This is a genomic window from Amycolatopsis sp. NPDC098790 (genome assembly GCF_044759945.1).
Classification (GTDB): Bacteria; Actinomycetota; Actinomycetes; order Mycobacteriales; family Pseudonocardiaceae; genus Amycolatopsis.
On sequence record NZ_JBIWAI010000004.1, the window covers coordinates 426,177 to 451,627 of the forward strand.

Here is a 25,451-nt window from a genome sequence, read left to right on the forward strand (position 1 = left end):
CACCCGGAACTTCCCTGTCTACAGGGTGAGCACGGAAAAGTCAGTGGGCGCGCACGTGAATTGGCCGACAGCCCCCGCCGCGGGGGATGCTCCGGCGTCAGACCGCCGTGCCCGAAACCACCTCGCCGCCCTGGATGATGTGCGTGAAGTGCTTCGGGTCCGCCAACACCCCGATGTCCGCCAGCGGATCTCCGTCCACCACCAGCAGGTCCGCGTGCGCTCCCACGGCCAACGTGCCGATTTCACCCGTCAGGTTCAGCAAGTCCGCCGCTGTCGATGTCGCCGAACGGATGACCTCCAACGGTGTCTGGACTTCCCCGCGCAGGCGGAACTCGTGGTTCTGGTGGCGGTGCATCCCACCGAGCAGGTCCGTTCCGTAGACCAGCTTCACGCCGCCGCGGGCGGCTCGCTCCAGGGCCGCCATGCCCGCGCCCAGGACGTCGTCGACCTTGCGCCAGCTCGACTCCGGCAGCCCGTGCTCGCGGCCCTCCTCCTTGAGCGCCCAGTAAGTCACCAGCGTCGGGACCAGGTAAGCGTCCTGAGACAGGAAGAGCGAGACGCTCCGGTCGTCCAGCAGGTTGCCGTGTTCGATCGAGCGGACACCCAGCTCCAGCGCGCGGTTGACCGCCCGGGCGGTGTACGCGTGCGCCGCCACGTAACGGTTCGCCGCCGTCGCCTCTTCGACGATCGCGGTCAGCTCCTCCGCCGAGTACTGCGTCGAGTCGATGCGGTCGGTCGGGGACGCGACGCCGCCGGATGCCATCACCTTGATGTGGTGGGCGCCCTTGCGCAGCTCGTCGCGGGCGGCCGCGCGGACCGCGTCGACGCCGTCGGCCACCCGGCCGAGTCCCGCGCAGCACGGGTGGTCGTCCTTCACCTGGGTGCCGCGGGTGCGGCTGTCGCCGTGGCCGCCCGTCTGGCTCAACGCTCGCCCGCAGAACAGCAGGCGCGGCCCGCGGAACAGGCCGTCCGCCTGAGCGTCGGCCAATCCGTAGTCCGCGCCGGACGCGTCGCGGACCGTCGTGAACCCGCGGTCGAGCATGCGGCTCATGGTCTGCGCGGCCTGAGCGGCCACATAGGACGGTGACGACGACGGCAGCGAACCCAGGTCCGCCGTCGACGCCGTGACGTGCACGTGGGCGTCGACCAGCCCGGGCAGCACGACCGCGCCGCGCACGTCCAGCGTCGGCACGTCGGCAGTAGCGAGGCCCGGCCCGGCCTCCACGATGCGGCCGTCCGAAGCGCGCAGGTCGCCTTCGGTGTACTCGCCGGACAGCGGGTCGAGCAGCCGGGCGTTGCGCAGCAGCAGGGATCCGGTCACCGGTTCTCCTTCTCCAGGTCGAGCAGGGCGGACACGGCCAGCGGGGCGAGCGATTCCGCCACCACCACGGCATCTTCGTCGTAACTGCCTTCGGCGTCGAGGATGTTGAGCACCCCGAGCGTCCGGCCGTCGGCGACCACCGGCACGTTGATGATCGACCCGCAGCCGAGCCCTTCGATCAGGTCGTGGTCGGCGAAGATTTCGCGCACCGCCGCGCGGTCGCGCCCGAAGTACGGCTCCTGCGCGGTGATGCAGCGGTCGAGCCAGCCCGCGGCGACCTCGACCGTCTTCTCCCCGCCCACCGGGTACTCCGCCGGGTGGCTGCTGTGCACCCGCCGCAACGCACGGCGTTCGGGCACCCACGCGAGCACCGTGAACAGCCGCACGCCGATCGCGTCGCGCACCCGTTCCTCCACAGTGGACAGACTCACTTCGTCATCTCCTTCGCGGCGGCCTTCGGCGCACCGTGTTCGGTCAGTTCTTCCAGGGAGCGGCCCGCGGTGGACAGGCCGAAGACGAGCACGCAGAGCACGCCGGCCGCCAGCACCGCCGTCGTCATGCCGAAGACGCCGGCGAACCCGAGGCTCGCCGAGGACAGGCCGATGATCGTCGGCGCGAGGATGCTGCCGACCCGGCCGAACGCGCTGGACAGGCCGGTGCCGCTGGCGCGGATCCAGGTCGGGAACACCTCGGGCGTGTAGGAGTACACCCCGGCGTACGTGCCGTTGAGGAAGAACGACAGCACCGCCCCTGCGAGCGTGATCGACCACGGCGCGCTCGTCTGGCTCAGCCAGAACGCGCTCACGGCCGAACCGGCGAGGTACAGCGCGATCGTGTGCTTGCGGTCGAGCCGTTCGGACAGCCACGCGGCGGAGAAGTACCCGGGCACCTGCGCCAGGTAGATGATGATCGAGAACTCGAAGCTCTTCGTGACCGTGATGCCGCGCTCGACGAGCAGCGTCGGGATCCACGAGAAGAAGCCGTAGTAGGAGAACGTGATCACGAACCAGACGGTCCAGATCACCGCCGTCCGGCGCCGCATCGCGGGGCTCCACAGGAACTTCAGCGCGCTGAACAGGTTGACCTTCGGCGTCTCGGTGGCCGGCTGCGCGTCGGCGGGCGGCACCGGCGGAAGCGTGGTGCGGGTGGCCTTTTCGACGTCCCGTTCCATCTTGGCGACGACGTTTTCGGCTTCGGTGACCCGTCCTTGCGCGAGCAGGAACCGCGGCGACTCGGGCAGCGACCGCCGCCACCACAGCAGCATCACGATCGGCAGCGCGGTGACCAGCTGCGCGACCCGCCAGCCCTCGTCGAACGACGGCACGACGAACCGCCCGATCAGCGCGGCCGCGACGAACCCGAAGGAGAAGAACCCGGCGAGCGCGCCGACGAACCAGCCGCGCCGCTTGGCCGGCACGAACTCGGACAGGAACGGCGCGATGATCGCGCTTTCCGCGCCGGCGCCCGCCCCCGCGAGCACCCGCGCGCCGAGGAAGACCTCGTAGTTGGGCGAGAAGGACGCGATGACGGAGAACACCGCGTAGAAGGCCAGCGCGTACATCATGACCTTCTTGCGGCCGATGCGGTCGCCGAGCAGGCCGGCCGCGATCGCGCCGAAGAGGAAGCCGAACGGCGTCGCGGAGCCGATCAGGCCGAGCTGGCCGTTGTCGAGGCCCCACGCCGCCTTGGCGCTGGGCAGCAGGAAGGCGACGACCGCCGAGTCCATGCCGTCGAAGGTGTAGCCGAGCCCGCCGATGAGCAGCAGTTTGTAGTGGGGCCGGCTGAGCGGCAGCCGATCCAGTCGTGCCAGCAGGGTCATGGGGGAACGCCTTCCGTGTCCGGGCGCCGGGGAGTGCGGACAACGTATACTGCGTTTTCACGGTTTTGCAATTTTCATTGCAAGTCGACACCCCTGCGTTACGGTTTACGCGATCCGAGGGAGGGGACGAGTGGCGGAGACCGACGACGGTTTCGAGGCGTGGCTGCGGGACCGGCTGCCCGAGCGCGGGCTGCGGCCGAAATCGGCCGCGGTGCTGGAGGTCCTCGTCTCCCAGCCGAGGCGGGCGTCCTTCGGCTCGACGGCCGAGCTGGCGCAGCTGGCCGGCGTCAACGTCGCGACGGTGACGCGCACGGCGCAGGCGCTGGGCTTCGCCGGCTGGCCGGCGCTGCAGCAGGAGCTGCGGGCCCGGTACATGTCGTCGCTGAGCGCGCCGCAGGTCGCCGAGGAGCACCGCGGCGTCGACTCACCGGGGTCGGCGTCCCTGCGCCGTGACCTCGACAGCCTCGCCCTGCTGAACCGGCGGTTCGACGAAGAGGTGATCCGCGAGGTCGCCCGCGCGATCGCGGCGGCACGCCGGACGCTGGTGATCGCCGACGGCAGCTACGCGGCGGTCGGCATCGCCTTCGCGCACAACGCGCGTCTCGCGGGCTACGACGTCCACGCGGTGACGGCGGGCGACGCGGAACTCGCCAACCAGACGGCGAAACTGACGTCGGACGACGTCCTGGTGGCGATCAGCTTCTGGCGCCTGTACGAGAGCACGGTCCTGGCGGCGAGCGAGGCGAAGAGCCGCGGCGCGCGGGTGTTCGCCGTGACGGACGCGGCGAGCCCGGCCCTGGCGGGTGCGGTCGAGCAGGTGCTGATGGTGCCGGCGGAGGGCGTGACGTTCTTCCCGTCGCTGACCGCGGGCATGGCGCTGGTCCAGGCGATCGTCGCCCAGCTGGCGACGGTGGACCCGGCGCGCACGAGCGAGTCGATCGAGGCCGCGGAGGCGATGTGGTCGCGGTTCGACCTGCTGCACCGCCGCCCGTCCGGCAAGCCCTCGTGAGCGGTTAGGGCAGTTCCAACCGCTCACGAGGGCTTGTGAGCTGGGTCACTCCACGACCCGCGCTAGCTGCGACCTCCGTCGGCCGAGCTCATCCGCTGGGTGAAGCGGGCCGCGACGTCGCGCAGCTTCGTGTTCGTGTGCTGCGACTCGACGATCAGGCGCTGCATCGCCGCGTCCTCGCTCGCGCGGTGGATCAGCATCAGCATGCCCTTGGCCTGCTCGATCACCGCCCGCGTTTCCATCGCGTTGCGGAGTTCGTCGGCGAGCCGGCGGGCCTCCCGGTAGCGGCGGGTCAGCCGCAGGACCGTCTCCACGCACAACGTGAACAGCCGCAGCACCTTCGTGTCGAACTCGTGGTAGCCGTGCGCGCCGAAGCCGAACAGCGTGATCGCCCCGACGAGCGTGTCGTCCACGCGCAGCGGGACCGCCAGGTAGCTGCCCACGCCGAGGTCCTTGGCCGCGACGACGAACTCGGGCCACCGCTCGCCGGTGTCGCCGACGGCGACCCGCACGACCTCGCCCGTGAGCGCCGCGAACAGGCCGGGACCGTCACCGGCCGCGTACTGCACGTCGTCGATGCGCCGGGCGCGCTCGTCGGTGAAAGCCGCGGTCTGCGTCACGCCGTCGCGGACCACCACGATGCTCGCCAGGTCCGCGTCCGGTACCACCCGGACCGCTTCGCCGCACACGGCGTCCAGCAAGCCCGGCGTGTCCGAGACCGATTCGAGGACCCCGACGAGATCGGACAGGACGGCGTTCAGCTCGTCGACCCGCTCCGCCATGGCGTCGCCAGTGGTCGGCAAGATCCACCCCTCCCATGCGTCAAGCGGCGAGCCATGGGAAAGAGCTCGCCAGCAGCGTCAACCGAGACCACCGCTGGCGTTTCAACGGGTCCGGGAGAACCTTACCGGCCGCGTGCGTGCGGTTTGGCGAGGGCCGCGCCGGGTAGCCCGGGAAAATGAGCAACACGGCAGTCGACGACGAGTTGTGGGCGGAGTTCCACCGGGTGGTGAACATGACGTCGCGCGAGCTGGAGGACTGGCTCCGCACGCGCGACGCGGGCCCGGAGGCCGAACCGCTGCCCGACGAGGCGGGCCCGTTGACCGGCCACCAGGTGCTGTCGGTGCTGCGCAAACGCCGCGGCGACGCCGACGAGCACGACGCCGACGTGATGCGCAAGGTGATCGACCGGGTCCACGCGCAGCGCCGCGACGACCTGGAGCCGACGGCCGGCGAGGTCCACTGGCGGCACCGGCTGATGTCGATCGGCCACGACCCGCTCAAGCCGGCGGGCTGAGCAGCCCCCGGTTTCCACGCTAGCGGAGGGCACCGACAGTTCCCGGCACCCTCCGCGCGCGGCCGGCCTGGTTGTCCACAGCCTTAGCGGGCCACGGCCTGCCAGCGCTGGTTCGGCCCGTTGGTCGGCCGGTACAGCCCGATCCGGGCCCCGTCGTCGCGGGATTCGCCCGTCACGTCCAGCAGCTGGCCGCTCGCCGCGTTCACGAACGTCCACGTCCCGTCACCCGTCGTGGACAGCGTCCACTGGGCCGCCGCGTCCGACGTTCCCGGCGGGGCCAGCGTCACCGCGCCACCGGACGTGCTCAGCACCTCGCCCGTCGCCGCCGACGTGATCGAGAACCGGTCGCGGTTGCCGTAGCGGCCGGTGCGGTCGGTCAACGTCCAGCGCTGCGCCGCCGCCGACGCGTCCGTCGTGCGCTGGACCAGCCCGCCGTTCTCCGCCGACAGGGACTTGCCGCTCTGCACCCCGGTGAACGTGAACGGCTTTCCCGAACCCAGCCCCGTGCCGGCGGCCGTCGACGACACCCCGTTGACCAGGAACGTCGTCACCGATCGCGCCGGGACCCGCAGCGTCGCCCTGGCCGACGTCACCCGCACCGGCTTGCCGCGGCGCAGCGCACCCGTGACGTCCGTGACGACCGGCGTCACCGACGCGCCCGGCCGGACGCACCCGAAGCCGGACAGGTCCAGCGTGACGTCCTGCTCCGCCGTCCCCGAGTTGACGTGGACCACCGACGACAGGTCGTCGCCGCGCATCGCGGCCGTCGAAGCGGTGTCGTCCGACGCGATCAGCCGGTCACCCGGCCGGATGTAGTGGGTGAAGTTCCGCATCGTGTCGAACTTCGTGTTCGTCCGAATAGGACAGTCCGAAGTGGTGCAGTCGAACGGAACCTGGATCTCGCCCCAGTTCATCCCGGCCGCCGACTCCCCGCCGGGCTTCATGTTGTCGTAGTCCTCGATGGGCTGCCAGCTCACCCACGCGGCCGGCTCCAGCAGCCGCAGGTCGTCGGTGATCTGGCCGGCCAGCCCGAGCCCCGGGTCCATGCTGGTGAAGTCCTGCCGGTCCAGCCAGCTCCCGCCGACCTCGCTCATCCACAACGGCTTCGACGCGCCCTTCGCGATGTCGCGCGGGATCGGCCGGTTGCCGGTGCCGTAGGTGTGCACGTTGAGCCGTCCGGCCGCCGCCCGCGCGTCGGCGGACCAGCCCGCCCAGTCCGCGGCGAAGATGTCCGGGTTGGTCTCGTCGGGCGCGGAGACGACCTTCCCGGGCAGCGCCGCGGCCATCGCCGGGATCAGCCGCGACTGCACGGCCGGCCCGATGTGCGCGCCCTCCTGACGGCCGCCGGTCGGGTTCCCGTCGGCGCCGAGGGTGGTCTTCCAGTAGTTCGTGTTCGGCTCGTTCAGCGGGTCCACCGAAGAGAACTTGATGCCGTGCGCGCGTTCCAGCGTGCGCACCACCTGCGCGAGGTACGCGGTGAAGTCGCCGATCTTGTCCGGGCGCAGCTGCTCGTCGGTGGCGGTGAAGCCGCCGGAGACGTACCCCGACGCGGTCTGGAAGTACGGCGGCGAGTTGCTGAACGCCTCCCACTTCGTGACGCGGTTCTTGATCTTGTCGACCCACCAGCGCTGGTTCGGGTCCGCGGCGGCGTCGAACTCGGCCGGGTCGCCCGGCGTCCACCAGTCCTTGTCGGCGCGGGTCGTCCCGGCGGGCGCCTTCCACCAGCCCGGGATCGCGCCGCCCGGCCGCAGGTAGTCCGGGACGTCCGGGGCGTTGCCGCCACCGACGTTGAACCGGGCGATGTTCAGGTTCAGCCCGTCGGGGCCGAAGACCAGGTCGGCCAGCTTGGTCCGGACCGAGTCGGGGTAGCCGCCGGTCGCCTCGGCCATCCACGCCAGGCTCGAGCCCCAGCCTTCGAAGGGCTGCTGGCGGTAGCTGGGGTCGGGTTTCACGGTCACCGCCGTGGCCGCTTCCGCGGGTGCGGCCGCGAGCCCCGCGGCCGTGATCGGTACACAAAGGACGGTCAGCAAACGCCGCAGGTTCATCGTCGAACTGCCCTTCGGTTTCGGTGGGGTCAGGCCTCCGTGTGGCCCAGCAACGGCCGCGGCACGAACCGGGCCGCCGGGTCGAGCATCGTGTCCAGTTCGAGCACGACGAGATCGTTCAGACCCGCGCGGACGACCGGACGCGGCACGTACAGCGTCCGCTGCGGCCCGCGCCGCCAGTACCGGCCGAGCGGGAACCCGTTGAACCACACGAGACCCTTGCCCCACTCGCCGGTGTCGAGGAACAGGTCCGCGGACGCGTCGACGTCGACCGAGGCCCGCAGCAGCACCGGCCCGGCCACCGCCCCGGCCACCAGCGACGGCGCCGACGGCCGCAGCTCCGGGAGCGCGTCCAGCTCCAGCGGCAGCACGTCCCAGCCGGTCAGCGGCTCGCCGTGCAGCGCCGCCCCGCCGATGATGCCTTTCGCCTCGCCGATCCGCGGGCCGTAGTCGACGCGGCCCTGGTCCTCGACCAGCACCAGCAGCTCGCCCCGCGCCCGCGGCAACGCGATCGCCCGCTCGTGGTGGTCGCGCTGCAGCGTGCCGACCGGGTCGCCGTCGAAGAACACGGTCGCGCGGTCGCGGACCTCGCCGAACGTCAGCACGCCCGGCCGGTCGCCCGAGACGGTCGTGCGCAGCAGCGCCAGGCGCGGCATCGGCGTCAGGTCGTCGAACGCGGGCAGTTCTTCGTGGAATTCCCAGGTGCCCCAGCGGTCCGGGGCGTCGAGCAGCCGGACCGGGTCGCGCAGCACGGCGTGCGCGGTCGGCGCGGGCCGCGCCGGCGGCGGGACGGAGTCCGGCACCTTGTGGTAGCGGGCGATCACGTCCCGGAACGCGTGGTACTTCGGCGTCGGGTCGCCGGCTTCGTCCAGCGGCGCGTCGTAGTCGTAGGACGTCACCAGCGGCTGGTAGACGCCCTTGTCGTTGGCGCCGTTGGTGAGGCCGAAGTTGGTGCCGCCGTGGAACATGTACAGGTTGACCGACGCGCCCGCGGCGAGCAGCGCGTCGAGCTCCGCCGCGGCGTCCGCGGACGGCGTCGTGTGGTGGTGGGCGCCCCAGTGGTCGAACCAGCCGTTCCAGAACTCGCTGCACATCAGCGGTCCGGTCGGCTGGTGCGCGCGCAGGATCGCCAGCCGCTCGCGCGCGCCGGAGCCGAACGACGCGGTGCGGTGCAGCCCGTCGAGGCTGCCGGCTTCGAGCATGTCCGGCTGGTCCACTGTGGTCAGTGGCACGGTGATCCCGGCCGCGCGCGTGTGGTCGGCCAGCGCGCGCAGGTACTGCTTGTCGTCGCCGAACGCGCCGTACTCGTTCTCGACCTGGACGAGCAGCACCGGCCCACCGCGGTCGACCTGGTGCGGGACAACGACTTCGTAGACGCGCGTCAGGTAGTCGCGCACGGCCGCGAGGTAACGCGGCTCGTACCGGCGGACCCCGACCGCCGGGTCGCGGAACAGCCACGCCGGCAGGCCGCCGTTGTCCCACTCCGCGCAGATGTACGGGCCGGGCCGGACGATCGCGTACATCCCGGCTTCGGCGACCAGCCCGAGGAACCGGTCGAGGTCGAGCCCGCCGGACAGGTCGAACACGTCCGGCGAAGGGGCGTGCGCGTTCCACGGGACGTACGTCTCGATGGTGTTCAGGCCCATCCGCCGGGCCTTGTCGATCCGGTCGGCCCACAGGTCCGGGTGCACCCGGAAGTAGTGCAGGGCACCGGAAAGGATCCGGAACGGCTGCCCGTCGAGCAGGAAGTCGGTCTCCCCGATGGCGAACTCAGGCATGCGAAGCCGCCTCCGGGCTCAGCTGGAGCACGGTCCAGGACAGCGGTGGCAGTGTCACGGTGATGGTCGTCCCCCCTGGGTCGGACGTCGCGGCGGCGCCGGGCAGCGGCACCGGCCGGACCGGTTGTGCGGTGGCGGTGTTGGTCGTGTGGCGCGTCCCGCCGTCGGGTGTGGTCAGCGTTTCGGCGGCGTACAAGCCGTACCGCGCGCCGCGCAGGCGGATGCGGACTTCCGTGTGCGACGCGGTGGCGCGGTTGGTCAGGAACACCGCACCACGCCCGGATTCCCCCGCCGTCGCGGCGACGTCGACGAGGTCGACCTCGCCGTGCTGCGCGGTGCGGAGGCGGTCGCCTTCGACGGACAGGCGCAGGCTCTCCCCGCTCGCCAGCGCGGCGACCCGCTGGAACGGGTGGAACGTCGTCTGCCGCCACGCCGGCCCGCCGGGCTCGGTGCGGATCGGCGCGATGACGTTCACCAGCTGCGCCTGGTTGGCCATGGTGACGCGGTCCACGTTGCGCAGCAACGAACTCAGCAGCGAGCCGACGACGACCGCGTCGGTCACGGTGTAGTCGTCCTCGATGATCCGCGGGTGCTCGCGCCAGCCGCCCTCGGCGAGCCGCGCCTGGTCGACCTCGTTCCAGCGGCGCAGGTCCCAGACGTTCCACTCGTCGACGCTGATGCCGATCTTCTTGTCCAGGCCCAGTTCGGCGAGCGTCTCGTCGATGATCCCCGCGGTGGTGCCGATGAAGCGGTCCAGCGCGGCACCGCTGGCCAGGTAGCTGTCGGTGTCGCCGTGCAGTTCCTGGTAGTAGGCGTGCAGCGAGATGTGGTCGACCAGCTCGGCGGTGTGGCGCAGCACCGTGCGCTCCCAGTCGCCGAACGTCGGCATGTCGGCGTGCGAGCTGCCCGCGACGACCAGCTCGACGCCCGGGTCGATCATCCGCATGACCCGCGCGGTCTCGGCGGCCAGGCGGCCGTACTCGTCGGCCGTCTTGTGGCCGATCTGCCACGGGCCGTCCATCTCGTTGCCGAGGCACCACAGCTTGAAGCCGAACGGCCGGTCGGCGCCGTTCGCGCGCCGCCGCTCGCTCAGTTCCGTGCCACCCGCGTGGTTGCAGTACTCCAGGACGTCGGCGGCTTCCTGGATGCCGCGGGTGCCGAGGTTGACGGCGTACATCACCTCGGCGCCCGCGGCTTCGGCCCACGCGGCGAACTCGTGCAGGCCGAAGCGGTTGGACTCGACGCTGTGCCAGGCCGGGTCGAGCCGGACCGGCCGGTCGGCGCCGACGCCGTCCTCCCAGCGGTACCCGGAGACGAAGTTGCCGCCCGGGTACCGGAGCACGGTCGGCCCGAGCTCCCGGACCAGTTCCACGACGTCACCGCGGAAGCCGCGGTCGTCCGAAGTGGAGTGACCGGGCTCGTGCAGTCCCGTGTAGACGGACCGGCCCATGTGCTCGACGAACGAGCCGAAGAGGCGACGCGGCACCGGGCCGATGACCCGGCCCGCGTCGCCTTCGATGTGGACGGTCATCCCGCGCTGACCGTGAAGCCCTGCTGGTTGCCGTAGTCGACGAGCGCTTGCTGCCACGCGGCGAGGCCGGCGTCGAGCCCGGTGCCGTTCAGGTAGGCCTTGCCGACGGTGTCGCTGAAGACGCTGTTGGCGTAGGTCTGGTACGGCAGGTAGGTCCAGCCCGGCGCGACGTCCTTCGACGCCTGGGTCAGCACCTGGTTGATCTTCTGGCCGCCGAAGTACGGCACGGCCTGGTCGACGAACGCGGGCGAGGTCAGGTCCGCCGTGGTGGACGGGAAGCCGCCGCTCTTGATGAACGGCTGGACGCCGCCGCCGTGGTTGAGCCAGCGGACGAACGCCGCGGCCAGCGCCGGGTTGGCGCTCTGCTTGACCACGGACTGGGTGCTGCCACCGTTCTCCGCGGTCACCGGCTTGCCGTCGTAGGTCGGCATCGGTGCCACCGCCCACTTCCCACTGCCGGCGGCCACCGAGGACATGAAGTTTCCGGGCATCCAGGCACCGGTGACCAGCGACGAGATGGTGCCGTCACCGAGAGCGCGGAACCAGTCGTCGGACCACTCCTTGACCGGGGCGAGCAGCTTGCCCTGGATCAGCTGGTCCCAGTCGGCGGTCCACTTCTTGACGCCCGCGTCCGCGAAGTTGATCTTCACGTTCTTGCCGTCCACGGTGAACGGGCGGCCACCCGCCTGCCAGATCATGCTCAGCGCGAAACCGGGGTCGCCGGTGTCGGAGGTGATGTACTTGGTGGGGTCGGCGGCGTGCAGCTTCTTGGCCGCGGCGAGGTACTCGTCCCACGTCTTCGGCACGGCGATGCCGTTCTTGTCGAAGACTTCCTTGTTGTAGAACAGCGCCATCGGGCCGGAGTCCTGCGGCAGGCCGTAGAGTCCGGTGCTGTTCTTCACCTGCGCCCACGTCGAGGCGCTGTAGTCCTTTTCGAACGAACCGAAGCCGTATTGGTCCAGGTTGACCAGCGAGTCGGTCAACGCGAACTGCGGGAGCGCGTAGTACTCGATCTGCGCCACGTCCGGCGCGCCGTTGCCGGCCTTGATCGCGTTCTGGAGCTTGGTGTACTCGTCCTTGTTCGTCCCGGCGTTGACGTAGTTGACCTTGACGTTGGGGTATTCCTTTTCGAACGCGGCGACCTGGTCCTTGGCCGACGGCGTCCAGCTCCAGTAGGTGATCGTCCCGCCCGCCTTGAGCGCGGCGTCGACCGGGTCCTGGGTGCCGGTGGCGGCGGCGGGGCCGGACGTGCTCCCGGACGAGCAGCCGACCGCGAGGGCGGCGGCGAGCGCCACTGCGGCGAACGCCTTGGCACGACTGCGGATGCGTGACATCGAGTGTCCCTTCACGACGGTGTGACGGCTTATTGCTTGACGCTTCCGGCGCTCAGCCCGGACTGCCAGAACCGTTGCATGAGCAGGAAAGCGAGGACGAGGGGGATGATCGTGAGCAGCGACCCCGTGAGCACGAGGTTGAAGATCGGCTGGGCGCCGGCACCGTTGGCCTGCGCGCTCCACTGGTTGAGCCCGACGGTCAGCGGGTACCACTTGGGCTCGCTGAGCATGATCAGCGGCAGGAAGTAGTTGTTCCAGGTCTGCACCATCGTGAACAGCGCGACCGTGACGATCCCGGGGACGAGCTGGCGCAGCGTCACGGTCAGGAAGATCCGGAGCTCGCCGGCGCCGTCGATCCGCGCCGCCTCCAGGAGTTCGTCGGGGATGGCGTCGGCGGCGTAGACCCAGATCAGGTAGAGGCCGAACGGGCTGATCAGCGACGGGATGATGATGGCCAGCGGCGTGTTGGTCAGGCCGAGCTTGCTGAACATCAGGAACGTCGGCACGGCGAGCGCGGTCGCGGGGACGGCCACGGCACCGAGGACGACGGCGAACACCGCGCGGCGGCCGGGGAAGCGGTACTTGGCGAGGCCGTAACCCGCCGCGGTGGCCAGGATCGTCGCGCCGCCGGCACCGACCACGACGTAGAGCAGCGTGTTCCCCAGCCAGCGGAAGAAGATCCCGCCGTTGTAGGTGAACGTCTGGGCGATGTTGTCGAACAGCGCGAACGAGCCGCCGAAGGACAGGCCCGACGTCGTGAACAGGGCGTCCTGGGTCTTGGCCGCGTTGATCAGCAGCCAGGCCAGCGGCACCAGGGTGTAGAGCAGGTACAGCGCCATGACCGCGGTGAGGACGCGGGACTTGCGCGGCCGCGTCACCGAGAAGGTCGCCACGTCACATCCCCTTCCGGGAGCCGCGCAGCTGCACGACGTAGGCGATGACCGCGGTGATCACGCCCATCACGATCGCGACCGCGGCGGAGTAGTTGTACTGCTGGCCGGCGAAGGAAAGGTTGTAGGCGTACATGTTCGGCGTGTAGAACGTGCCGATCACGTTGGGCACCAGGTTGCGCATGATGTTCGGCTCGTTGAACAGCTGGAAGCTGCCGATGATCGAGAAGATCGTGGCGATCACGATGGCGCCGCGGATCGCCGGGAGCTTGACCGACAGGATCGTGCGGAACGCTCCGGCGCCGTCGATCGAAGCCGCTTCGAACAGCTCTTTGGGGATCACCTTGAGCGCGGAGTAGAAGATCAGCATGTTGTAGCCGACGAACTCCCACGTGACGACGTTGCCGATCGAGGTGAGCAGCCAGTTCTGGGACAGCGGCTTGATCGCGTCGGTGCCGAACAGGTGGTTGAGGTCCGCGGCCAGTCCGAAGTGGTCACCGTAGATGAAGCCCCACATCAGGGCGGCGACCACGGCGGGCACGGCGTAGGGCAGGAAGATGACGACCCGGAAGAACCCGGCGGCGTGCAGCCGGGCGCTGTCGATCGCGAGTGCCGCGATCAGTGCGAGCACCAGCATGATCGGCACCTGCACGGCGAGGAACACCAGCACCCGCCGGAAGGCTTCCCAGAACTTCGGGTCGGCGAGCACCTGCGCGTAGTTGTCGCCGCCGACGAACACCGTGCCGCCGAAGAAGGCCTGGTCCCGGAAGAGGCTGAGCACGAAGGCGTAGACCACGGGCGCGACGAACGTTAGCGCGAACACGAGCATGAAGGGGGCGACGAAGAGCCAGCCCCGCCAGTTCCGCCGTGGACGGCGGGCCGACGGCGCCGGGCGAGCCGGTGCCGCGACGGGCGGTGCCGCTGTGGACGTCATCGTCCCTCCGGGGTTTTGTGGATGTTTACGTCAACATTCTCGCGGCGAAGGGTAACGTGTTGACGTAAACATGTCCAGGACACTCCCGAGGAGACACTCGTGCCGGCTGCTTCCCCCCGTCGTGGACCGTCGATGGCGGACGTGGCCCGCGAGGCCGGTGTCTCGGGGCAGACGGTGTCCCGGGTGGCGAACGGCAGGACGAACGTCGACGACGCGACCCGCGAACGCGTCCTCGCGGCGATGCGCCGGATCGGCTACCGGCCCAACAGCGCGGCGCGGGCGTTGCGCAACGGCAAGTTCCGCAGCATCGGCGTGATCATTTCGGCGCTCCCGACGTTCGGCAACAGCCGCACGCTCGACGCGATCGCGGCGGCGGTGGTGCCGGAGGGGTTCTCGATCATCCTGATGCCGGTGACGCGCCCGACGCAGGGCGAGGTGACGGGCGCGTTCAGCAAGCTGAACGAGCAGGCCGTCGACGGCGTGATCATCCTGATCGAGCAGCACCAGCTCGACCAGAGCTCGATCGAGCTGCCGCACGGGTTGCCGGTGGTGGTGATCGACTCGAGCGCGCGCTACGACTACCCGGTGGTGGACACGGACCAGGCCGACGGCGCGGCGACGGCGACCCGCCACTTGCTGTCACTGGGGCACGCGACGGTGTGGCACATCGCGGGGCCACCGCAGTCCTATTCGGCCGAACGTCGGCGCAAGTCGTGGCGGGCCACGTTGGAACTGGCGGGCGCTTTCGTGCCGCCGGTATTGACCGGCGACTGGTCCCCGTCGTCGGGTTACCAGGCGGGGTTGACGTTGGCCGGTGACCCATCGGTGACGGCGGTGTTCGCGGCGAACGACCAGATGGCGCTGGGGTTGCTGCGGGCGTTGCACGAGTCGGGCCGCCGCGTGCCGGCGGACGTCAGCGTGGTGGGTTTCGACGACATGGAGGAGTCGGCCCACTTCTGGCCCCCGTTGACGACGATCCGCCAGTCGTTCGAGGCGGTGGGGAGGCACGCGGTTTCGGCACTGCTGGCCGAGATCGAGACGGGCGCGGAGGCTGGCGAGCCGGTGACGGTGCCGACGGAGCTGGTGGTCCGTTCGAGCACCGCGCCGCCCCCGGCTTGACCTGGGGCGGTGTCGCGGCGGTCCGGAATTGTCGGTGGCCGCCGGTAAAGTAGAAAACGGGGGGTGCCCCGGCGGCTCGGCCCGGGCGGCTGCGCGCTGGGCACGAACACGCAAGGTCGCGAATGACGCATTCGGGACCTGCGAAGCCGCGAATGAGCCATTCGCGACCTCGCCAAGCGATCGCCACGCCTTCGGAACACGAACCTCGTTTGAGCGCGCGGAACCGCGGGCATTACCGGCCACCAAGCCGGGACCGCCGGTCCCGCGAACGTCGCAGTGGTGTGGACCATTTGGCCGTACCACAGCAGAAACGAGGCCGTCATGCTCGCCATCCTCGCCGCCGTGCTCTTCGGGCTCGCCCTGCTCATGGAGCTCGCCGGGTTCGGCCTGGGCCCGATCATCACCACCGGGACCCTCACCACCGCCGGGCTGCTGTGCGTCGCCCTGCACCTGGCCGGCGTCGCCACCGACCGGTCGCGGTTCAGCCGGCGGCGGCGTCGCTGACGCGCCGCAGCACCTGGGCGAACACCTCGGGCGACTGGGCGCCCGCGACGCCGAACCGGCGGTCGATGACGAAGAACGGCACCCCGGTCGCGCCGAGGGCTCGCGCTTCTTCGCCGTCCGCCGCGACTTCGGCTTCGTAGGCGTCCGACTCGAGGACCGCGCGGGCCTCGGCGGCGTCGAGGCCCGCTTCGGCGGCCAGCTCCACAAGCGACTCGCGGTCGAACAGCGACCGCCGCTCGGTGAAGTGCGCGCTGTAGAACCGGTCGACGACGGCGTCGGCCAGCCCGCGCTCGCCCGCGAGGTGCACCAGGCGGTGGCCGTCGACGGTGTTTCCCATGTGGACGCCGTCCAGGTGGTACTCGAGCCCGTCGGCGGCCGCGCGCTGTTCCATCTGCGCTTCCATCGCGTCGGCTTCTTCGAGCGTCCGGCCGTACTTTTCGGACAGCACCTCGCGCGTCGGCCGGGACGTCCCACGCGGGAACGACGGGTCGAGCTGGAACGAGTGGTGCACGACCTCGACGTCGGCGCCGACCTCGGCCACCGCCCGTTCGAAGCGGCGCTTGCCGAGGTAGCACCAGGGACAGACGAGATCGGACCAGATGTCGACGCGCACGTCACCAAGCTAACCCGGCCGGTGGCACGCACTTCAAGGTAACCGGCGATCACCTGCTGCGACATCCGGGGCTTCGCCCCGAGCCGGGGGCTCCGCCACCCGGACCCCCCGCGGATAGGGTGACGCCGTGACCGTCTCAACCGACGACATCGTCCGCCACGCCGCGCGGCTGCTGTTCGCCGGAACCCGCCTCGACCTCGGCCGGATGGCGGCCGAACTGGGGATCTCGCGCACGACGTTCTTCCGCCGCGTCGGCAACCGCGACGACCTGATGGGCGCCGGCCTGCGGCTGCTGTCCGACCGCACGTGGCAGCGGGCGCTCGATCTGTGGCGGGAGACCCACGGGTCCGCCGTCCGCACCCCCGAGGGACGGCTGCGCTGCCTGTGGGTGATGGAGGAGTACCGCCGCGAGGTCGCGGGCAACGAGGGGATGCGCAAGCTGATCGAGGCGGAGTCGACGGTGGCGCTGCGGGTGCTGACGGACCCGCGCGGCGCGGTCCAGCCGGCCCTGGTCGACGCGCACGTGGACCTGTTCCGCGCGGACGCCTCGGCCGCGGGGTTGACGCCGCTGGTGGGGTTGCCGGACCTGGCGTTCGCGGTGGTCCGGCTGGGCGAGTCGTTCTTGTACTCGGACGTGCTGGCGGCGCGGACGGTGGATCTGACGGTGGCGACGACCCTGCTGGACACGTTGGTGCAGGGGGCCTTGGAGCCGGCCGCGGCTCGCTGACGCGGGGTTCGCGGGTCCAGCGGCTCGCCACTCATCCCGGGAAGTTGCGCCGCCGCTTCGGATCGTTGCCTCGCTTTTGCTCACCTGCGTGAGTGCCTCCCCTCCCCGAATCACTGAGCAAGCGCACAGTCGGTCAACTACTCACCCGTTCGGGTGTTGTGGAACATTTCGGCGAAGTGTTTCATGAGTCCACGGGAAAGCGGTTACCCCGCGTCCCGCACGCGGCACGCCCTTCGTTGCCGTGCAACGGTTCCATCGGTCTGCCCGTCCGTGTCCGGGCGCGCTTCGCCCTGCCCGGGGAAAGAGAGCGATCCATGTCCGTACTCACCAGTCCGCCGACGTCGCCTGGCTCGGGTGAGAAAATTTCCCGCCGCCGCTCGTGGCGGGCCAAGGCCGCCGGGGTCCTGGCGGCCGCGTTGACGGTCACCACCGTCGTCGCGTCGCCGGCACCCGCCGCCGACAACCCCTACGAACGGGGGCCTGCCCCGACCACCTCCAGCATCGAAGCGAGCCGCGGCAGCTTCGCGACCAGCACCGTCACCGTATCGCGGCTGGCCGTCTCGGGCTTCGGCGGCGGGACCATCTACTACCCCACCACCACGACCGCCGGCACCTTCGGCGCGATCTCGATCGCGCCCGGGTTCACCGCCCTCCAGTCGAGCATCGCCTGGCTGGGCCCGCGGCTCGCGTCGCAGGGGTTCGTCGTGTTCACCATCGACACCTTGACCACCAGCGACCAGCCCGACAGCCGCGGCAGGCAGCTGCTGGCCTCGCTCGACTACCTGACCCAGCAGAGCAGCGTCCGGTCCCGCATCGACAGCAGCAGGCTCGGCGTGGTCGGGCACTCGATGGGCGGCGGCGGCACGCTCGAAGCGGCGCGCTCCCGGCCGTCGCTGCAGGCCGCGATCCCGCTGACCGGCTGGAACCTGACCAAGAACTGGTCGAGCCTCCGCGTGCCGACGCTCGTCGTCGGGGCGCAGTCGGACGCCGTCGCCCCGGTGGCCACGCACTCGATCCCGTTCTACACCAGCCTGCCGTCCTCTTTGGACAAGGCGTACCTCGAACTGCGCGGCGCCAGCCACTTCGCCCCGAACTCGTCGAACACGACGATCGCGAAGTACACCCTCTCCTGGCTCAAGCGGTTCATCGACAACGACACCCGCTACGAACAGTTCCTGTGTCCCATCCCGAACACCAGCCTGTCCATTTCGGACTACCGCGGGAACTGCCCGCACAACGGCTGACCGGTCAGCCGGGCACGCCGAGGGTGATCGACACCTTTCCCTTGGCGTGCCCGGCTTCCTGGTAGGCGAACGCGGCGGGCAGGTCGTCGAACGGGTACGTCCGGTCGATCACCGGCGTGACCGCGCCACGCTCCACCAACGCGGTCAGCTCCTCCAGAGCGGCTTTCTTGTCCCGGCAGGCGACCGCGTCCGCGAGCACGACGCGCCGCCGCGCCAACGGGCCGGCGGCCAGCGCGGCGAAGACGTGCCCGGCGGGCTGCAGCCAGCGCCCGGCCGGGCCGCCGACCGCGACGAACGTGCCGTCGCGCTCCAGCACCCGGCGGCAGGCGAACACCGACCGGCCCCCGGCGACGTCCAGCACGAAGTCGTAGCGGCGCCCGCCGCGCGTGAAGTCCTCGGACCGGTAGTCGACGACACTTTCGGCGCCGAGTGAGCGGACCAGTTCGGCGTTCGCGGCGCTGCACACGGCGTCCACCTGGGCGCCGAGCGCCTTGGCCAGCTGGACGGCGAAGGTGCCGACGCCGCCGGAAGCCCCGTTGACCAAGACTCGGCGCCCCGGTTCCACACCCCGCAGGGAGAGCAACGCGGTCACGGCGGCCATCGGCATCGTCGCCGCCTGCTCGTGGGACAGGTTCGCCGGCATCGGCGCCAGCAGGTCCTCGGACACGCAGACGTACTCGGCGTGGGCGCCCCTCGGCAGCAGGGCGTAGACGTCGTCGCCCGGCGAGAACCGCTTCCCCGCGGTCACGACCCGGCCGGCCAGGTCGCAGCCGAGGGCGCCGGCCGGCGGACGACGCAGGCCGAACCCGCCGGTCATCAGGCGCGCGACGCGGGGCTCGCCTCTCATGAAATGCCAGTCGTACGGGTTGACCGATGTGGCGTGCACGCGGACGAGCACTTCGCCGTCCCCCGGAGCCGGATCGGGCACGTCTTCCCAGGCCAGAGCCTCCGGCGGACCGTACACACGCTGAACTAGAGCTTTCACGGCGCCTCCCTTACGTTGTAAGTCGTACAATGTAAGTCTTACGCCGTAAGGTGCGTGAACGCAAGTACGGGATCATTGAGCCTTACGTTGTACGATCTTGGGCGTGACCACCGATGCCCGGACCCCGCTGAGCCGAGAGCGCGTGCTGCGCGCGGCCGTCGAGATCGCCGACGAGCACGGCCTGCGCGCGGTGACGATGCGCCGGCTCGCGGAGGACCTCGGCGCCGAAGCGATGTCGCTCTACTACCACGTGGCGAAGAAGGAAGACGTGCTCGACGGGATCGTCGACGTCGTCGCGCAGGAGATCAACGAGGCCGTCGACCGGCTGGAGCCGGGGCCCGACTGGCGGCAGACGGCCCGGCGGCGCATCCTCACGGCCCGCGAGGTGTTCCTGCGCCACCGCTGGGCCCCGGCGCTGTTCGACACGCGGTCGTCGACGAGCCTCGCGGTGCTGAAGTACTACGACGGCCTGGTCGGGGTGATGCACGAGGGCGGCTTCACGCACGACCGCATCCACCACGCGCTGCACGCGCTCGGCAGCCGGGCCCTGGGGTTCAGCCACGAGGTGTTCGACCCGAACGCGGGCGCGTCGGCCGAGATCCCGGCCGAGCTGGCGGCGCAGCTGCCCAACCTCGTCGGAATGCTGAGCGAAATCGCCCACGACGACCCGGACTCGACGCTGGGCTGGTGCGACGACCAGGCGGAGTTCGAGTTCGGCCTGGACCTCATCCTCGCCGGCCTGGACCTGCTGCGGGACCGGTAGTCCAGCACGTGGGACACCGCCGCGCGCCGGAGCAGAATCGGCGGTGTGTCGCGACCACTGCGGAAGCTCGGCTTCCTGACCATCGGCCTCTTCGACCCCGCCGACCCGCGGCGGGGGCACGAGTCGACCCTGGAGATCATCGAGCTCGGTGAACAGCTCGGGTTCGACAGCGCCTGGGTGCGGCACCGGCACCTGCAGCACGGGATCTCCTCGCCCGTCGCCGTGCTGGCCGCCGCGTCGCAGCGGACCCGGCGGATCGAGCTCGGGACCGCCGTCATCCCGCTCGGCTGGGAGAACCCCCTGCGGCTCGCCGAAGACCTCGCCACCGTCGACCTGCTCTCCGGCGGCCGGCTCAACCCGGGGATCAGCGTCGGGCCGCCGATGCGCTACGACGAGGTCAAGCGCGCCCTCTACCCGGACACCGCGGACGTCGAGGACTTCTCCTACGACCGCGTGCGGCGGCTGCTGGACTTCGTGCGCGGCGAGCCGGCCACCGGGTTCAGCGGCACCCAGGGCTTCGAGGTCTTCTCCGACCGCGTCCAGCCGCAGGCACCCGGGCTCGGCGACCGCCTGTGGTACGGCGGCGCGAGCCTGCGTTCCGCCGAGTGGGCGGGCAAGCACGGCATGAACTTCCTGACCAGCAGCGTGGTCAAGGCCGAAGGCGAGAGCACGGACTTCGCCGGGATCCAGCTGTCGCACATCCGGACGTTCCGCGAGCACCACCCCGCCGGCCGCGTCTCGCAGGGACTCGTCGTCATCCCGACCGACTCCGCGACGCCCGAGCAGCGCGCGAAGTACGAGGCCTACGCCGCGAAACGCTTGCCGCGCACCGAAGAACCGCAGGGCCCGGCGCGGATGCTGTTCTCCCCCGACTTCGTCGGCACGTCGGCCGAGATCGCCGAGCGGCTGCACGCGCACCAGGCGTTCCGCGAGATCGACGAGGTGGCTTTCGCCCTGCCGTTCACCTTCGAACACGAAGACTACGTGCAGATCCTCACCGACGTCGCGGAACGCCTGGGCCCGGAACTCGGTCGCTGACCTACTTGTTGGTGCCCGGGGTCAGCACCTTGTCGATCACGAAGACCGTGGCGTTCTTCGTGGGGATGTTGCCGCACAGGACCTTCGCGCCGTTCACGGTCATGTTCTCGCCCGAGCCCTCGATCTTCAGCGGCCCGCCCGCGGTGTTCAGCGACTCCAGCGTGCCGGCGGACTCGAGGCCCTTGGCGTCGTAGCGCTTGCCGACGACGTGGTACTGCAGGATCGGCGCCAGCTCGGCCGGCTTGCCCGCGAGCTCGTTGAACTTCGCGTCACCGAGCGCCGCGAACGCCGGGTCGGCGGGCGCGAACACCGTGATGGCCTGCTGGCTGTTCAACGTGTCGACCAGGTTGGTGGCCTTGACGGCCGCCACCAGCTTGGTCAGCAACGGGTTCGTCGACGCGGCCGAGGCGACCGGCTGCGGGCCCATCGAGTCCAGCGAACCGGGCGCGGATCCCTGCGGCAGCTGCGAACAGGCCGTGCCGAAGACGTCGGCGTTGGTGGTCACGCCGTCGCCGGCGGCCATGCTGGACGACGGCGCCGCCATCGACGACGACGGCGCGGGGGCCGGGGCGCTGCTGGAGCTCCCGGAGGAAGCGGTGTCGCTGCCGCTGCACGCGGTCAGCGAAAGGGCGGCCACGGCGGCGAAACCGATACCGGCGACACGAAGCTTGGTCACGAAAATCACTCCAAAAAAGCGGCTGTGAACTTCTTCTTACGAGTCATTCGAGACTGTTCCGGAAACGGATTGGACTCCGATCGGGTGATCCGGGTCACCGTGCGGTGAAATTGATGCTGTGCCATCCGGTGGCCCCGTCGGGCACGGTTCCGGCGCGCTGGTCCGTCTGCGTGTACCCGCTTTTGTCGGTCGCCCGGCAGACGACCTGGTGACCGCCTGGCGCGGCGTCGAACTCGGCCCACCACATGCGCCAGGTGTCGACGTTCACTTGGTGGGACAACGTGGCTTCGCGCCACGGGCCGTCGTCCATACGCACTTCGACCTTCTCGACGCCGGTGTGCTGCGCCCACGCGATCCCGGCGACGCGCACCTTCCCCGAAGGAACGGTTTCGAAACCCTTCGGCGTGTCGATCCGCGATTCCGTCTTGATCGGCGCTTCCCGGCCCCAGCCGCGTTTCAGCCAATAGGCCTGCCGGGCCTGCCAGGTCGTCACGTCGAGATCGGTGACCCATTTCGTCGCCGACACGTAACCGTACAGCCCGGGGATCACCAGGCGCGCCGGGAACCCGTGCTCGATCGGCAGTGGTTCGCCGTTCATCCCGATGGCGAGCATGGCGCCGCGCCCGCGGTCCAGCGCGGCGGCCACCGGGCTACCGGACGTCCAACCGTCCACACTGGACGAGTACAGCTGCTCCGCCCCGGGCCGGACGCCGGCCTCTTCGAGGAGGTCGGCGAGGTCGACGCCGATGAAGTTGGCGGTGGACACGTACGTGCCGCCGACTTCGTTCGAGACGCACGTCATCGTGATGGTGCGTTCCACGAGCGGCCGGTTGCGGATGTCGCCGTAGCCGTAACGAACTTCCCGGTCGACCATGCCGTGCAGGCGCAGGCTCCAGTCCTCGGTCCGCACCTGCGGGACGGACAACGCCGTGTCCACGCGGTAGAAGTCGGCGTTGCGGGTGAGGAACGTCGGCGTGCCGAGCTTCGCGAAGTCGGCGTCGGCCGGGATCATCGGCGCGGTCCGGGCCGGCACCAGCCGTCCGACGGCCTCGCGCGACGACGCCGCGTCCCGGCTGCCGGCGAGGAGCTGACCACCGAGGCCCGCCACGCCCGCGCCGACGACCACGCCGGCGCCGGCCAGCAGGACCGTGCGGCGCGACGCGTCCGGGGCGGCGTCGCGCCGGGCGGCCCGGTGCAGGAAGGCGAACGTCGCGACGCCGGCGACCAGGCTCGCCAGCGGAGCCAGCAGGGCGACGGTGTCGAGGTCGGGCCGCGCGTACACCGCGACGACGCCCACCAGGCCGAACCCGGTGACCACGACGAGCCCCGGCCACGGCGTGCGGCGGGAGGCGAGGCCCGCCGCCGCGGCGGCCAGCACCATCACCACGGCCATGCCGGAGAGCAGCACGAGCTTGTCGTACGTGCCGAAGGTGCGGACGGCGAAGTCCTTGAGCCACACCGGCGTCAGGTCGATGGCGCCGTTGCCGACCGCCAGGTAGGGCGACGCGTTGACGCCGACGAACCCGGCGACGAGGTGACCCGCCGCCAGCGCCGCCGCGAGCGCGAGGACGCCCAGGAGGGCGGCCACCCACCGGCGCGGCGCCGGTCGTTCGGTTGCGGTGCTCATCGCACTCCTGTCAGGGGACTAGGCAAGGGAAATCCGGGTGACCGCCGGGGTCGTCGGGCCCGCCGACCCGCCCGCGGGTTCGACGGTGATGCCGATCCGGTCGGTGCCGGGCGGGATGTCGGACATGAGCATCCGCGGTTGCAGGAGCCCGGCCGAGTGCGCCTCGCCGGCACGGATCAGCCACACCTGGTAGACGTGGCCGGCGTCGAGCGCGGGCAGGTCCGAGGCGAGCAGCACGGCCTGGTTGCGGCTGCGCGAGACGACCAGCGTCGCGTGCCCCTCGCCGGTGCCCTGGATCGCGGAGGCGTCGGGCGCGGACAGCACGGAGTCGACGGGTGCCGGCGGCGTCGAGGTGACGACGCCGACCCCGACCGCGACGAGGGCCGCCGCGGCGGCCCCGGCCAGCGCGACGCGCAGCCGGAAGACTTTGCCGCGCTTCGGTTCGCCGCCCCGCTTCGGTTCGCCGTCCCGCTGGGCCGGGATCCGCGGCGGCAGCTGCCGGGTGCGGGCCACGTCGGCGAGCACCAGCAGCCGCAGCTCGGGCGGCGGCGTCAGCGGGTCGGCCGCGCCGAGACGGGCACCCGTCGCGCGCAGCTCGGCCACTTCCTGGCGGCACGCCGGGCACTCGCCGAGGTGCCGTTCGAACCCGGCACGCTCCACATCGGACAGTGCGTCCAGCGCGTAGGCCCCGGTCAGCGTGTGCAGCTCGGCGGTCATCGATCCACCCCCAAGCAGTCACGCAGCCGGATCAGGCCGTCCCGAATGCGGGTTTTGACGGTCCCGGGCGCCACCTTCAGCACCTCGGCGACCTCGGGATAGGTGTAGCCGTTGTAGTACGCCAGCACGATGGACTCGCGCTGGAGATCGGTCAGCTGCGCCAGGCACTGCCGGACGCGCTGCTGGTCGAGCGTGGCCAAAGTGGACTCGGTGACGTCGTCGAAGGGCCGCCGCACGTCCATCCGGCCGGCTTTTTCCTCACGGTCGAGCACGGCCTGGTGCGAGCGCACGCGATCGACGGCCCGCCGGTGGGCGATGGTCAGCACCCACGACAGGGCGCTCCCCCGGTCCGGAACGAACCGCGCGGCTTTGCGCCACACCTCCACGAGCACCTCCTGCGCCACTTCCTCGGCCTGGGCGTGGTTGCGCAGCACGCGCGTCACGAGTCCCAGAACCGGCCCGGCGATGACGTCGTAGAGGGCTGCGAAGGCGGTTTCGTCCCCCGCCGCGACCCGTCTCAGGAGTTCTTCGGCGCTCGCCGCGGGCACCGGAGCCTCGTCCGGTTGCAGCCGCAGCCGCCCTCGCTCACCCATGCCCGGCACCCTCCGCCTCACCCTGGTTGTGCGAGGGGTTCGCGGCCGGGAGGCGGTGCGGACTGGTGCGGGGTGGGGGTTCCCACCCGGACGGTGCAACTCGGGGGCCGGGACCCATCCGGGGATGGGGTGGCTCCGAAAGTCTGGTGTCGAGGTCGGTTCGGTGGGGCTCGGCGATGTCTGTGTGCGTTCGGTCGCTCCCGGGGGCGCCGGTGGACGGCGACGTCGGCGGCGCGGCGGGACTCGACGGAGCTTGGCGGCACTCGCGCACGCTCGGTTCAGCGGCTCCCCAGGGGGTGGCGCCGGTGGACGGCAACCTCGGCGACGCTTGGCGGGCTTGAGGCGGCGCTCGCGAGCTTGGCGGGGCTTGGTGGGCCCGGTCCAGCTGCTCCGCGGGGGCGCCGGTGGACGGACACTCTCCGGCAGGCTTGGCGGGGTCCGGTGGGGCTTCGCGGCGCTCGGCGAGCCTCACGCGGTCTCGGCAGCGCTCGGCGAGCCTCGCGGGGTCTCGGCAGTGCTCGGTGAATTTCGCGGGGCCCGGCAGCGCTCGGTGAACCTCGCGGGACTCGGCGGCGCTCGGTGAGCTTCGCGGGACTCGGCGGGGTCCGGCGAGGCCCGCAGGGACTTGGCGCGGCCCGCGGCGCTCGGCGGCACTTGGCGGCGCTCGGTGAGCTTCGCGGGACTCGGCGGGGTCCGGCGAGGCCCGTAGGGACTTGGCGCGGCCCGGCGGCACTTGGCGCCGCTCGCGCGCTCGCTCCAGCGGCTCCGGAGCCGCCGCGAGACAACCTGCACGCGCTCCGGATGCGCAGCGGCTCAAAAGTCGGAGCGACTTCAACCGCTCACTCGCTCAAAAGATTGAGTCACTTCACTTAGGTAGCGACTCCAGT

24 protein-coding genes are annotated in these 25,451 nt (G+C 70.9%); 8 read left to right on the forward strand and 16 right to left on the reverse strand.

All coding sequences use genetic code 11. The features are described from left to right. Window positions 1-97: 97 nt before the first annotated feature. Genes ACIQWX_RS31350 through ACIQWX_RS31360 form a run of 3 tightly spaced genes read right to left on the reverse strand, consistent with a single transcriptional unit; the run spans window position 98 to window position 3,140 of the window. Window positions 98-1,321 carry an amidohydrolase family protein gene (locus tag ACIQWX_RS31350; protein ID WP_400878662.1) on the reverse strand — a complete coding sequence of 408 codons (1,224 nt, stop codon included), beginning with the start codon at window positions 1,319-1,321 and terminating at the stop codon, window positions 98-100. Beyond that, window positions 1,318-1,752, reverse strand: a complete 435-nt coding sequence (locus ACIQWX_RS31355) for a GAF domain-containing protein (RefSeq protein WP_400878665.1) — start codon at window positions 1,750-1,752, stop codon at window positions 1,318-1,320. The genes ACIQWX_RS31350 and ACIQWX_RS31355 overlap by 4 nt, the downstream gene beginning before the upstream one ends. Further along, window positions 1,749-3,140 (reverse strand): MFS transporter, encoded by a 1,392-nt coding sequence (locus tag ACIQWX_RS31360; protein ID WP_400878668.1) that lies wholly within the window; start codon window positions 3,138-3,140, stop codon window positions 1,749-1,751. The genes ACIQWX_RS31355 and ACIQWX_RS31360 overlap by 4 nt, the downstream gene beginning before the upstream one ends. Before the next feature lie 130 nt (window positions 3,141-3,270). On the opposite strand from ACIQWX_RS31360, the gene ACIQWX_RS31365 reads away from it, so the two are divergent. Continuing rightward, window positions 3,271-4,149: a MurR/RpiR family transcriptional regulator gene (locus tag ACIQWX_RS31365; RefSeq protein WP_400878671.1), complete on the forward strand. Its 879-nt coding sequence runs from the start codon at window positions 3,271-3,273 to the stop codon at window positions 4,147-4,149. Window positions 4,150-4,211: 62 nt separating this feature from the next. On the opposite strand, the gene ACIQWX_RS31370 is transcribed toward ACIQWX_RS31365, so the two are convergent. Continuing rightward, window positions 4,212-4,931 carry an ANTAR domain-containing response regulator gene (locus ACIQWX_RS31370; protein ID WP_400879772.1) on the reverse strand — a complete coding sequence of 240 codons (720 nt, stop codon included), beginning with the start codon at window positions 4,929-4,931 and terminating at the stop codon, window positions 4,212-4,214. Between the two features lie 176 nt (window positions 4,932-5,107). On the opposite strand from ACIQWX_RS31370, the gene ACIQWX_RS31375 reads away from it, so the two are divergent. Then, complete coding sequence (locus tag ACIQWX_RS31375; protein ID WP_400878674.1) at window positions 5,108-5,446, forward strand: DUF3140 domain-containing protein; 339 nt, start codon at window positions 5,108-5,110, stop codon at window positions 5,444-5,446. A gap of 83 nt (window positions 5,447-5,529) precedes the next feature. Here the strand turns inward: ACIQWX_RS31375 and ACIQWX_RS31380 are convergent, their stop codons facing one another. The 6 genes from ACIQWX_RS31380 to ACIQWX_RS31405 are packed head-to-tail and all read right to left on the reverse strand — an operon-like array spanning window position 5,530 to window position 13,958. Further along, window positions 5,530-7,491 carry an RICIN domain-containing protein gene (locus tag ACIQWX_RS31380; RefSeq protein ID WP_400878677.1) on the reverse strand — a complete coding sequence of 654 codons (1,962 nt, stop codon included), beginning with the start codon at window positions 7,489-7,491 and terminating at the stop codon, window positions 5,530-5,532. A gap of 29 nt (window positions 7,492-7,520) precedes the next feature. After that, a complete protein-coding gene (locus tag ACIQWX_RS31385; protein ID WP_400878680.1) occupies window positions 7,521-9,269 on the reverse strand; it encodes a beta-galactosidase family protein in 1,749 nt (582 codons plus the stop codon). Continuing rightward, the gene (locus tag ACIQWX_RS31390) at window positions 9,262-10,800 is read right to left on the reverse strand and encodes an alpha-N-arabinofuranosidase (RefSeq protein ID WP_400878683.1); all 1,539 of its coding nucleotides are present in this window, start codon (window positions 10,798-10,800) and stop codon (window positions 9,262-9,264) included. Before ACIQWX_RS31390 ends, ACIQWX_RS31385 begins: the two co-directional genes overlap by 8 nt. Then, window positions 10,797-12,134, reverse strand: coding sequence for an ABC transporter substrate-binding protein (locus ACIQWX_RS31395; RefSeq protein ID WP_400878686.1), 1,338 nt, complete (start codon window positions 12,132-12,134; stop codon window positions 10,797-10,799). Before ACIQWX_RS31395 ends, ACIQWX_RS31390 begins: the two co-directional genes overlap by 4 nt. 29 nt (window positions 12,135-12,163) lie before the next feature. After that, window positions 12,164-13,027 carry a carbohydrate ABC transporter permease gene (locus ACIQWX_RS31400; protein WP_400878689.1) on the reverse strand — a complete coding sequence of 288 codons (864 nt, stop codon included), beginning with the start codon at window positions 13,025-13,027 and terminating at the stop codon, window positions 12,164-12,166. A 1-nt stretch (window position 13,028) separates the two neighbouring features. After that, complete coding sequence (locus ACIQWX_RS31405; RefSeq protein WP_400878692.1) at window positions 13,029-13,958, reverse strand: carbohydrate ABC transporter permease; 930 nt, start codon at window positions 13,956-13,958, stop codon at window positions 13,029-13,031. Between the two features lie 132 nt (window positions 13,959-14,090). On the opposite strand from ACIQWX_RS31405, the gene ACIQWX_RS31410 reads away from it, so the two are divergent. Beyond that, the gene (locus ACIQWX_RS31410) at window positions 14,091-15,077 is read left to right on the forward strand and encodes a LacI family DNA-binding transcriptional regulator (RefSeq protein WP_400878695.1); all 987 of its coding nucleotides are present in this window, start codon (window positions 14,091-14,093) and stop codon (window positions 15,075-15,077) included. Between the two features lie 321 nt (window positions 15,078-15,398). Next, a complete protein-coding gene (locus ACIQWX_RS31415) occupies window positions 15,399-15,581 on the forward strand; it encodes a hypothetical protein (protein WP_372664434.1) in 183 nt (60 codons plus the stop codon). On the opposite strand, the gene ACIQWX_RS31420 is transcribed toward ACIQWX_RS31415, so the two are convergent. Further along, the gene (locus tag ACIQWX_RS31420) at window positions 15,559-16,182 is read right to left on the reverse strand and encodes a DsbA family oxidoreductase (RefSeq protein ID WP_400879775.1); all 624 of its coding nucleotides are present in this window, start codon (window positions 16,180-16,182) and stop codon (window positions 15,559-15,561) included. The two genes, ACIQWX_RS31415 and ACIQWX_RS31420, sit on opposite strands and share 23 nt — an antisense overlap. A 139-nt stretch (window positions 16,183-16,321) precedes the next feature. Between ACIQWX_RS31420 and ACIQWX_RS31425 the strand changes: the two genes are divergently transcribed. After that, window positions 16,322-16,921 carry a QsdR family transcriptional regulator gene (locus tag ACIQWX_RS31425; protein WP_400878698.1) on the forward strand — a complete coding sequence of 200 codons (600 nt, stop codon included), beginning with the start codon at window positions 16,322-16,324 and terminating at the stop codon, window positions 16,919-16,921. Window positions 16,922-17,235: 314 nt separating this feature from the next. Beyond that, window positions 17,236-18,165 (forward strand): alpha/beta hydrolase family protein, encoded by a 930-nt coding sequence (locus ACIQWX_RS31430; protein ID WP_400878701.1) that lies wholly within the window; start codon window positions 17,236-17,238, stop codon window positions 18,163-18,165. 4 nt (window positions 18,166-18,169) lie between these two features. Here ACIQWX_RS31430 and ACIQWX_RS31435 read toward each other — a convergent pair whose 3' ends face one another. Continuing rightward, a complete protein-coding gene (locus ACIQWX_RS31435; protein ID WP_400878704.1) occupies window positions 18,170-19,150 on the reverse strand; it encodes an NAD(P)-dependent alcohol dehydrogenase in 981 nt (326 codons plus the stop codon). Window positions 19,151-19,253: 103 nt separating this feature from the next. On the opposite strand from ACIQWX_RS31435, the gene ACIQWX_RS31440 reads away from it, so the two are divergent. Continuing rightward, the gene (locus ACIQWX_RS31440; protein WP_400878707.1) at window positions 19,254-19,913 is read left to right on the forward strand and encodes a TetR/AcrR family transcriptional regulator C-terminal domain-containing protein; all 660 of its coding nucleotides are present in this window, start codon (window positions 19,254-19,256) and stop codon (window positions 19,911-19,913) included. A gap of 45 nt (window positions 19,914-19,958) precedes the next feature. Further along, window positions 19,959-20,951 carry an LLM class flavin-dependent oxidoreductase gene (locus tag ACIQWX_RS31445; RefSeq protein ID WP_400878710.1) on the forward strand — a complete coding sequence of 331 codons (993 nt, stop codon included), beginning with the start codon at window positions 19,959-19,961 and terminating at the stop codon, window positions 20,949-20,951. A gap of 1 nt (window position 20,952) precedes the next feature. On the opposite strand, the gene ACIQWX_RS31450 is transcribed toward ACIQWX_RS31445, so the two are convergent. The 4 genes from ACIQWX_RS31450 to sigK form a co-directional block, all read right to left on the reverse strand. Further along, a complete protein-coding gene (locus tag ACIQWX_RS31450) occupies window positions 20,953-21,627 on the reverse strand; it encodes a fasciclin domain-containing protein (protein WP_400878713.1) in 675 nt (224 codons plus the stop codon). 94 nt (window positions 21,628-21,721) lie between these two features. Beyond that, on the reverse strand, window positions 21,722-23,254 hold the full coding sequence (locus tag ACIQWX_RS31455) for a molybdopterin-dependent oxidoreductase (protein ID WP_400878715.1): 1,533 nt from the start codon (window positions 23,252-23,254) through the stop codon (window positions 21,722-21,724). Window positions 23,255-23,272: 18 nt separating this feature from the next. Further along, a complete protein-coding gene (locus ACIQWX_RS31460; RefSeq protein WP_400878718.1) occupies window positions 23,273-23,971 on the reverse strand; it encodes an anti-sigma factor domain-containing protein in 699 nt (232 codons plus the stop codon). Beyond that, window positions 23,968-24,564 (reverse strand): ECF RNA polymerase sigma factor SigK, encoded by a 597-nt coding sequence (gene sigK / locus ACIQWX_RS31465; RefSeq protein WP_400878720.1) that lies wholly within the window; start codon window positions 24,562-24,564, stop codon window positions 23,968-23,970. The genes ACIQWX_RS31460 and sigK overlap by 4 nt, the downstream gene beginning before the upstream one ends. Window positions 24,565-25,451: the final 887 nt, after the last annotated feature.

Bases quoted from the DNA above. Each gene is read 5' to 3' on its own strand.
- ACIQWX_RS31430 (WP_400878701.1), top strand. From the start codon at position 17,236: ATGTCCGTACTCACCAGTCCGCCGACGTCGCCTGGCTCGGGTGAGAAA.
- ACIQWX_RS31405 (WP_400878692.1), bottom strand. From the start codon at position 13,958: ATGACGTCCACAGCGGCACCGCCCGTCGCGGCACCGGCTCGCCCGGCG.
- ACIQWX_RS31395 (WP_400878686.1), bottom strand. From the start codon at position 12,134: ATGTCACGCATCCGCAGTCGTGCCAAGGCGTTCGCCGCAGTGGCGCTC.
- ACIQWX_RS31390 (WP_400878683.1), bottom strand. From the start codon at position 10,800: ATGACCGTCCACATCGAAGGCGACGCGGGCCGGGTCATCGGCCCGGTG.
- ACIQWX_RS31380 (WP_400878677.1), bottom strand. From the start codon at position 7,491: ATGAACCTGCGGCGTTTGCTGACCGTCCTTTGTGTACCGATCACGGCC.
- ACIQWX_RS31360 (WP_400878668.1), bottom strand. From the start codon at position 3,140: ATGACCCTGCTGGCACGACTGGATCGGCTGCCGCTCAGCCGGCCCCAC.
- sigK (WP_400878720.1), bottom strand. From the start codon at position 24,564: ATGGGTGAGCGAGGGCGGCTGCGGCTGCAACCGGACGAGGCTCCGGTG.
- ACIQWX_RS31370 (WP_400879772.1), bottom strand. From the start codon at position 4,931: ATGGCGGAGCGGGTCGACGAGCTGAACGCCGTCCTGTCCGATCTCGTC.
- ACIQWX_RS31415 (WP_372664434.1), top strand. From the start codon at position 15,399: ATGCTCGCCATCCTCGCCGCCGTGCTCTTCGGGCTCGCCCTGCTCATG.
- ACIQWX_RS31460 (WP_400878718.1), bottom strand. From the start codon at position 23,971: ATGACCGCCGAGCTGCACACGCTGACCGGGGCCTACGCGCTGGACGCA.
- ACIQWX_RS31410 (WP_400878695.1), top strand. From the start codon at position 14,091: ATGGCGGACGTGGCCCGCGAGGCCGGTGTCTCGGGGCAGACGGTGTCC.
- ACIQWX_RS31375 (WP_400878674.1), top strand. From the start codon at position 5,108: ATGAGCAACACGGCAGTCGACGACGAGTTGTGGGCGGAGTTCCACCGG.
- ACIQWX_RS31385 (WP_400878680.1), bottom strand. From the start codon at position 9,269: ATGCCTGAGTTCGCCATCGGGGAGACCGACTTCCTGCTCGACGGGCAG.
- ACIQWX_RS31455 (WP_400878715.1), bottom strand. From the start codon at position 23,254: ATGAGCACCGCAACCGAACGACCGGCGCCGCGCCGGTGGGTGGCCGCC.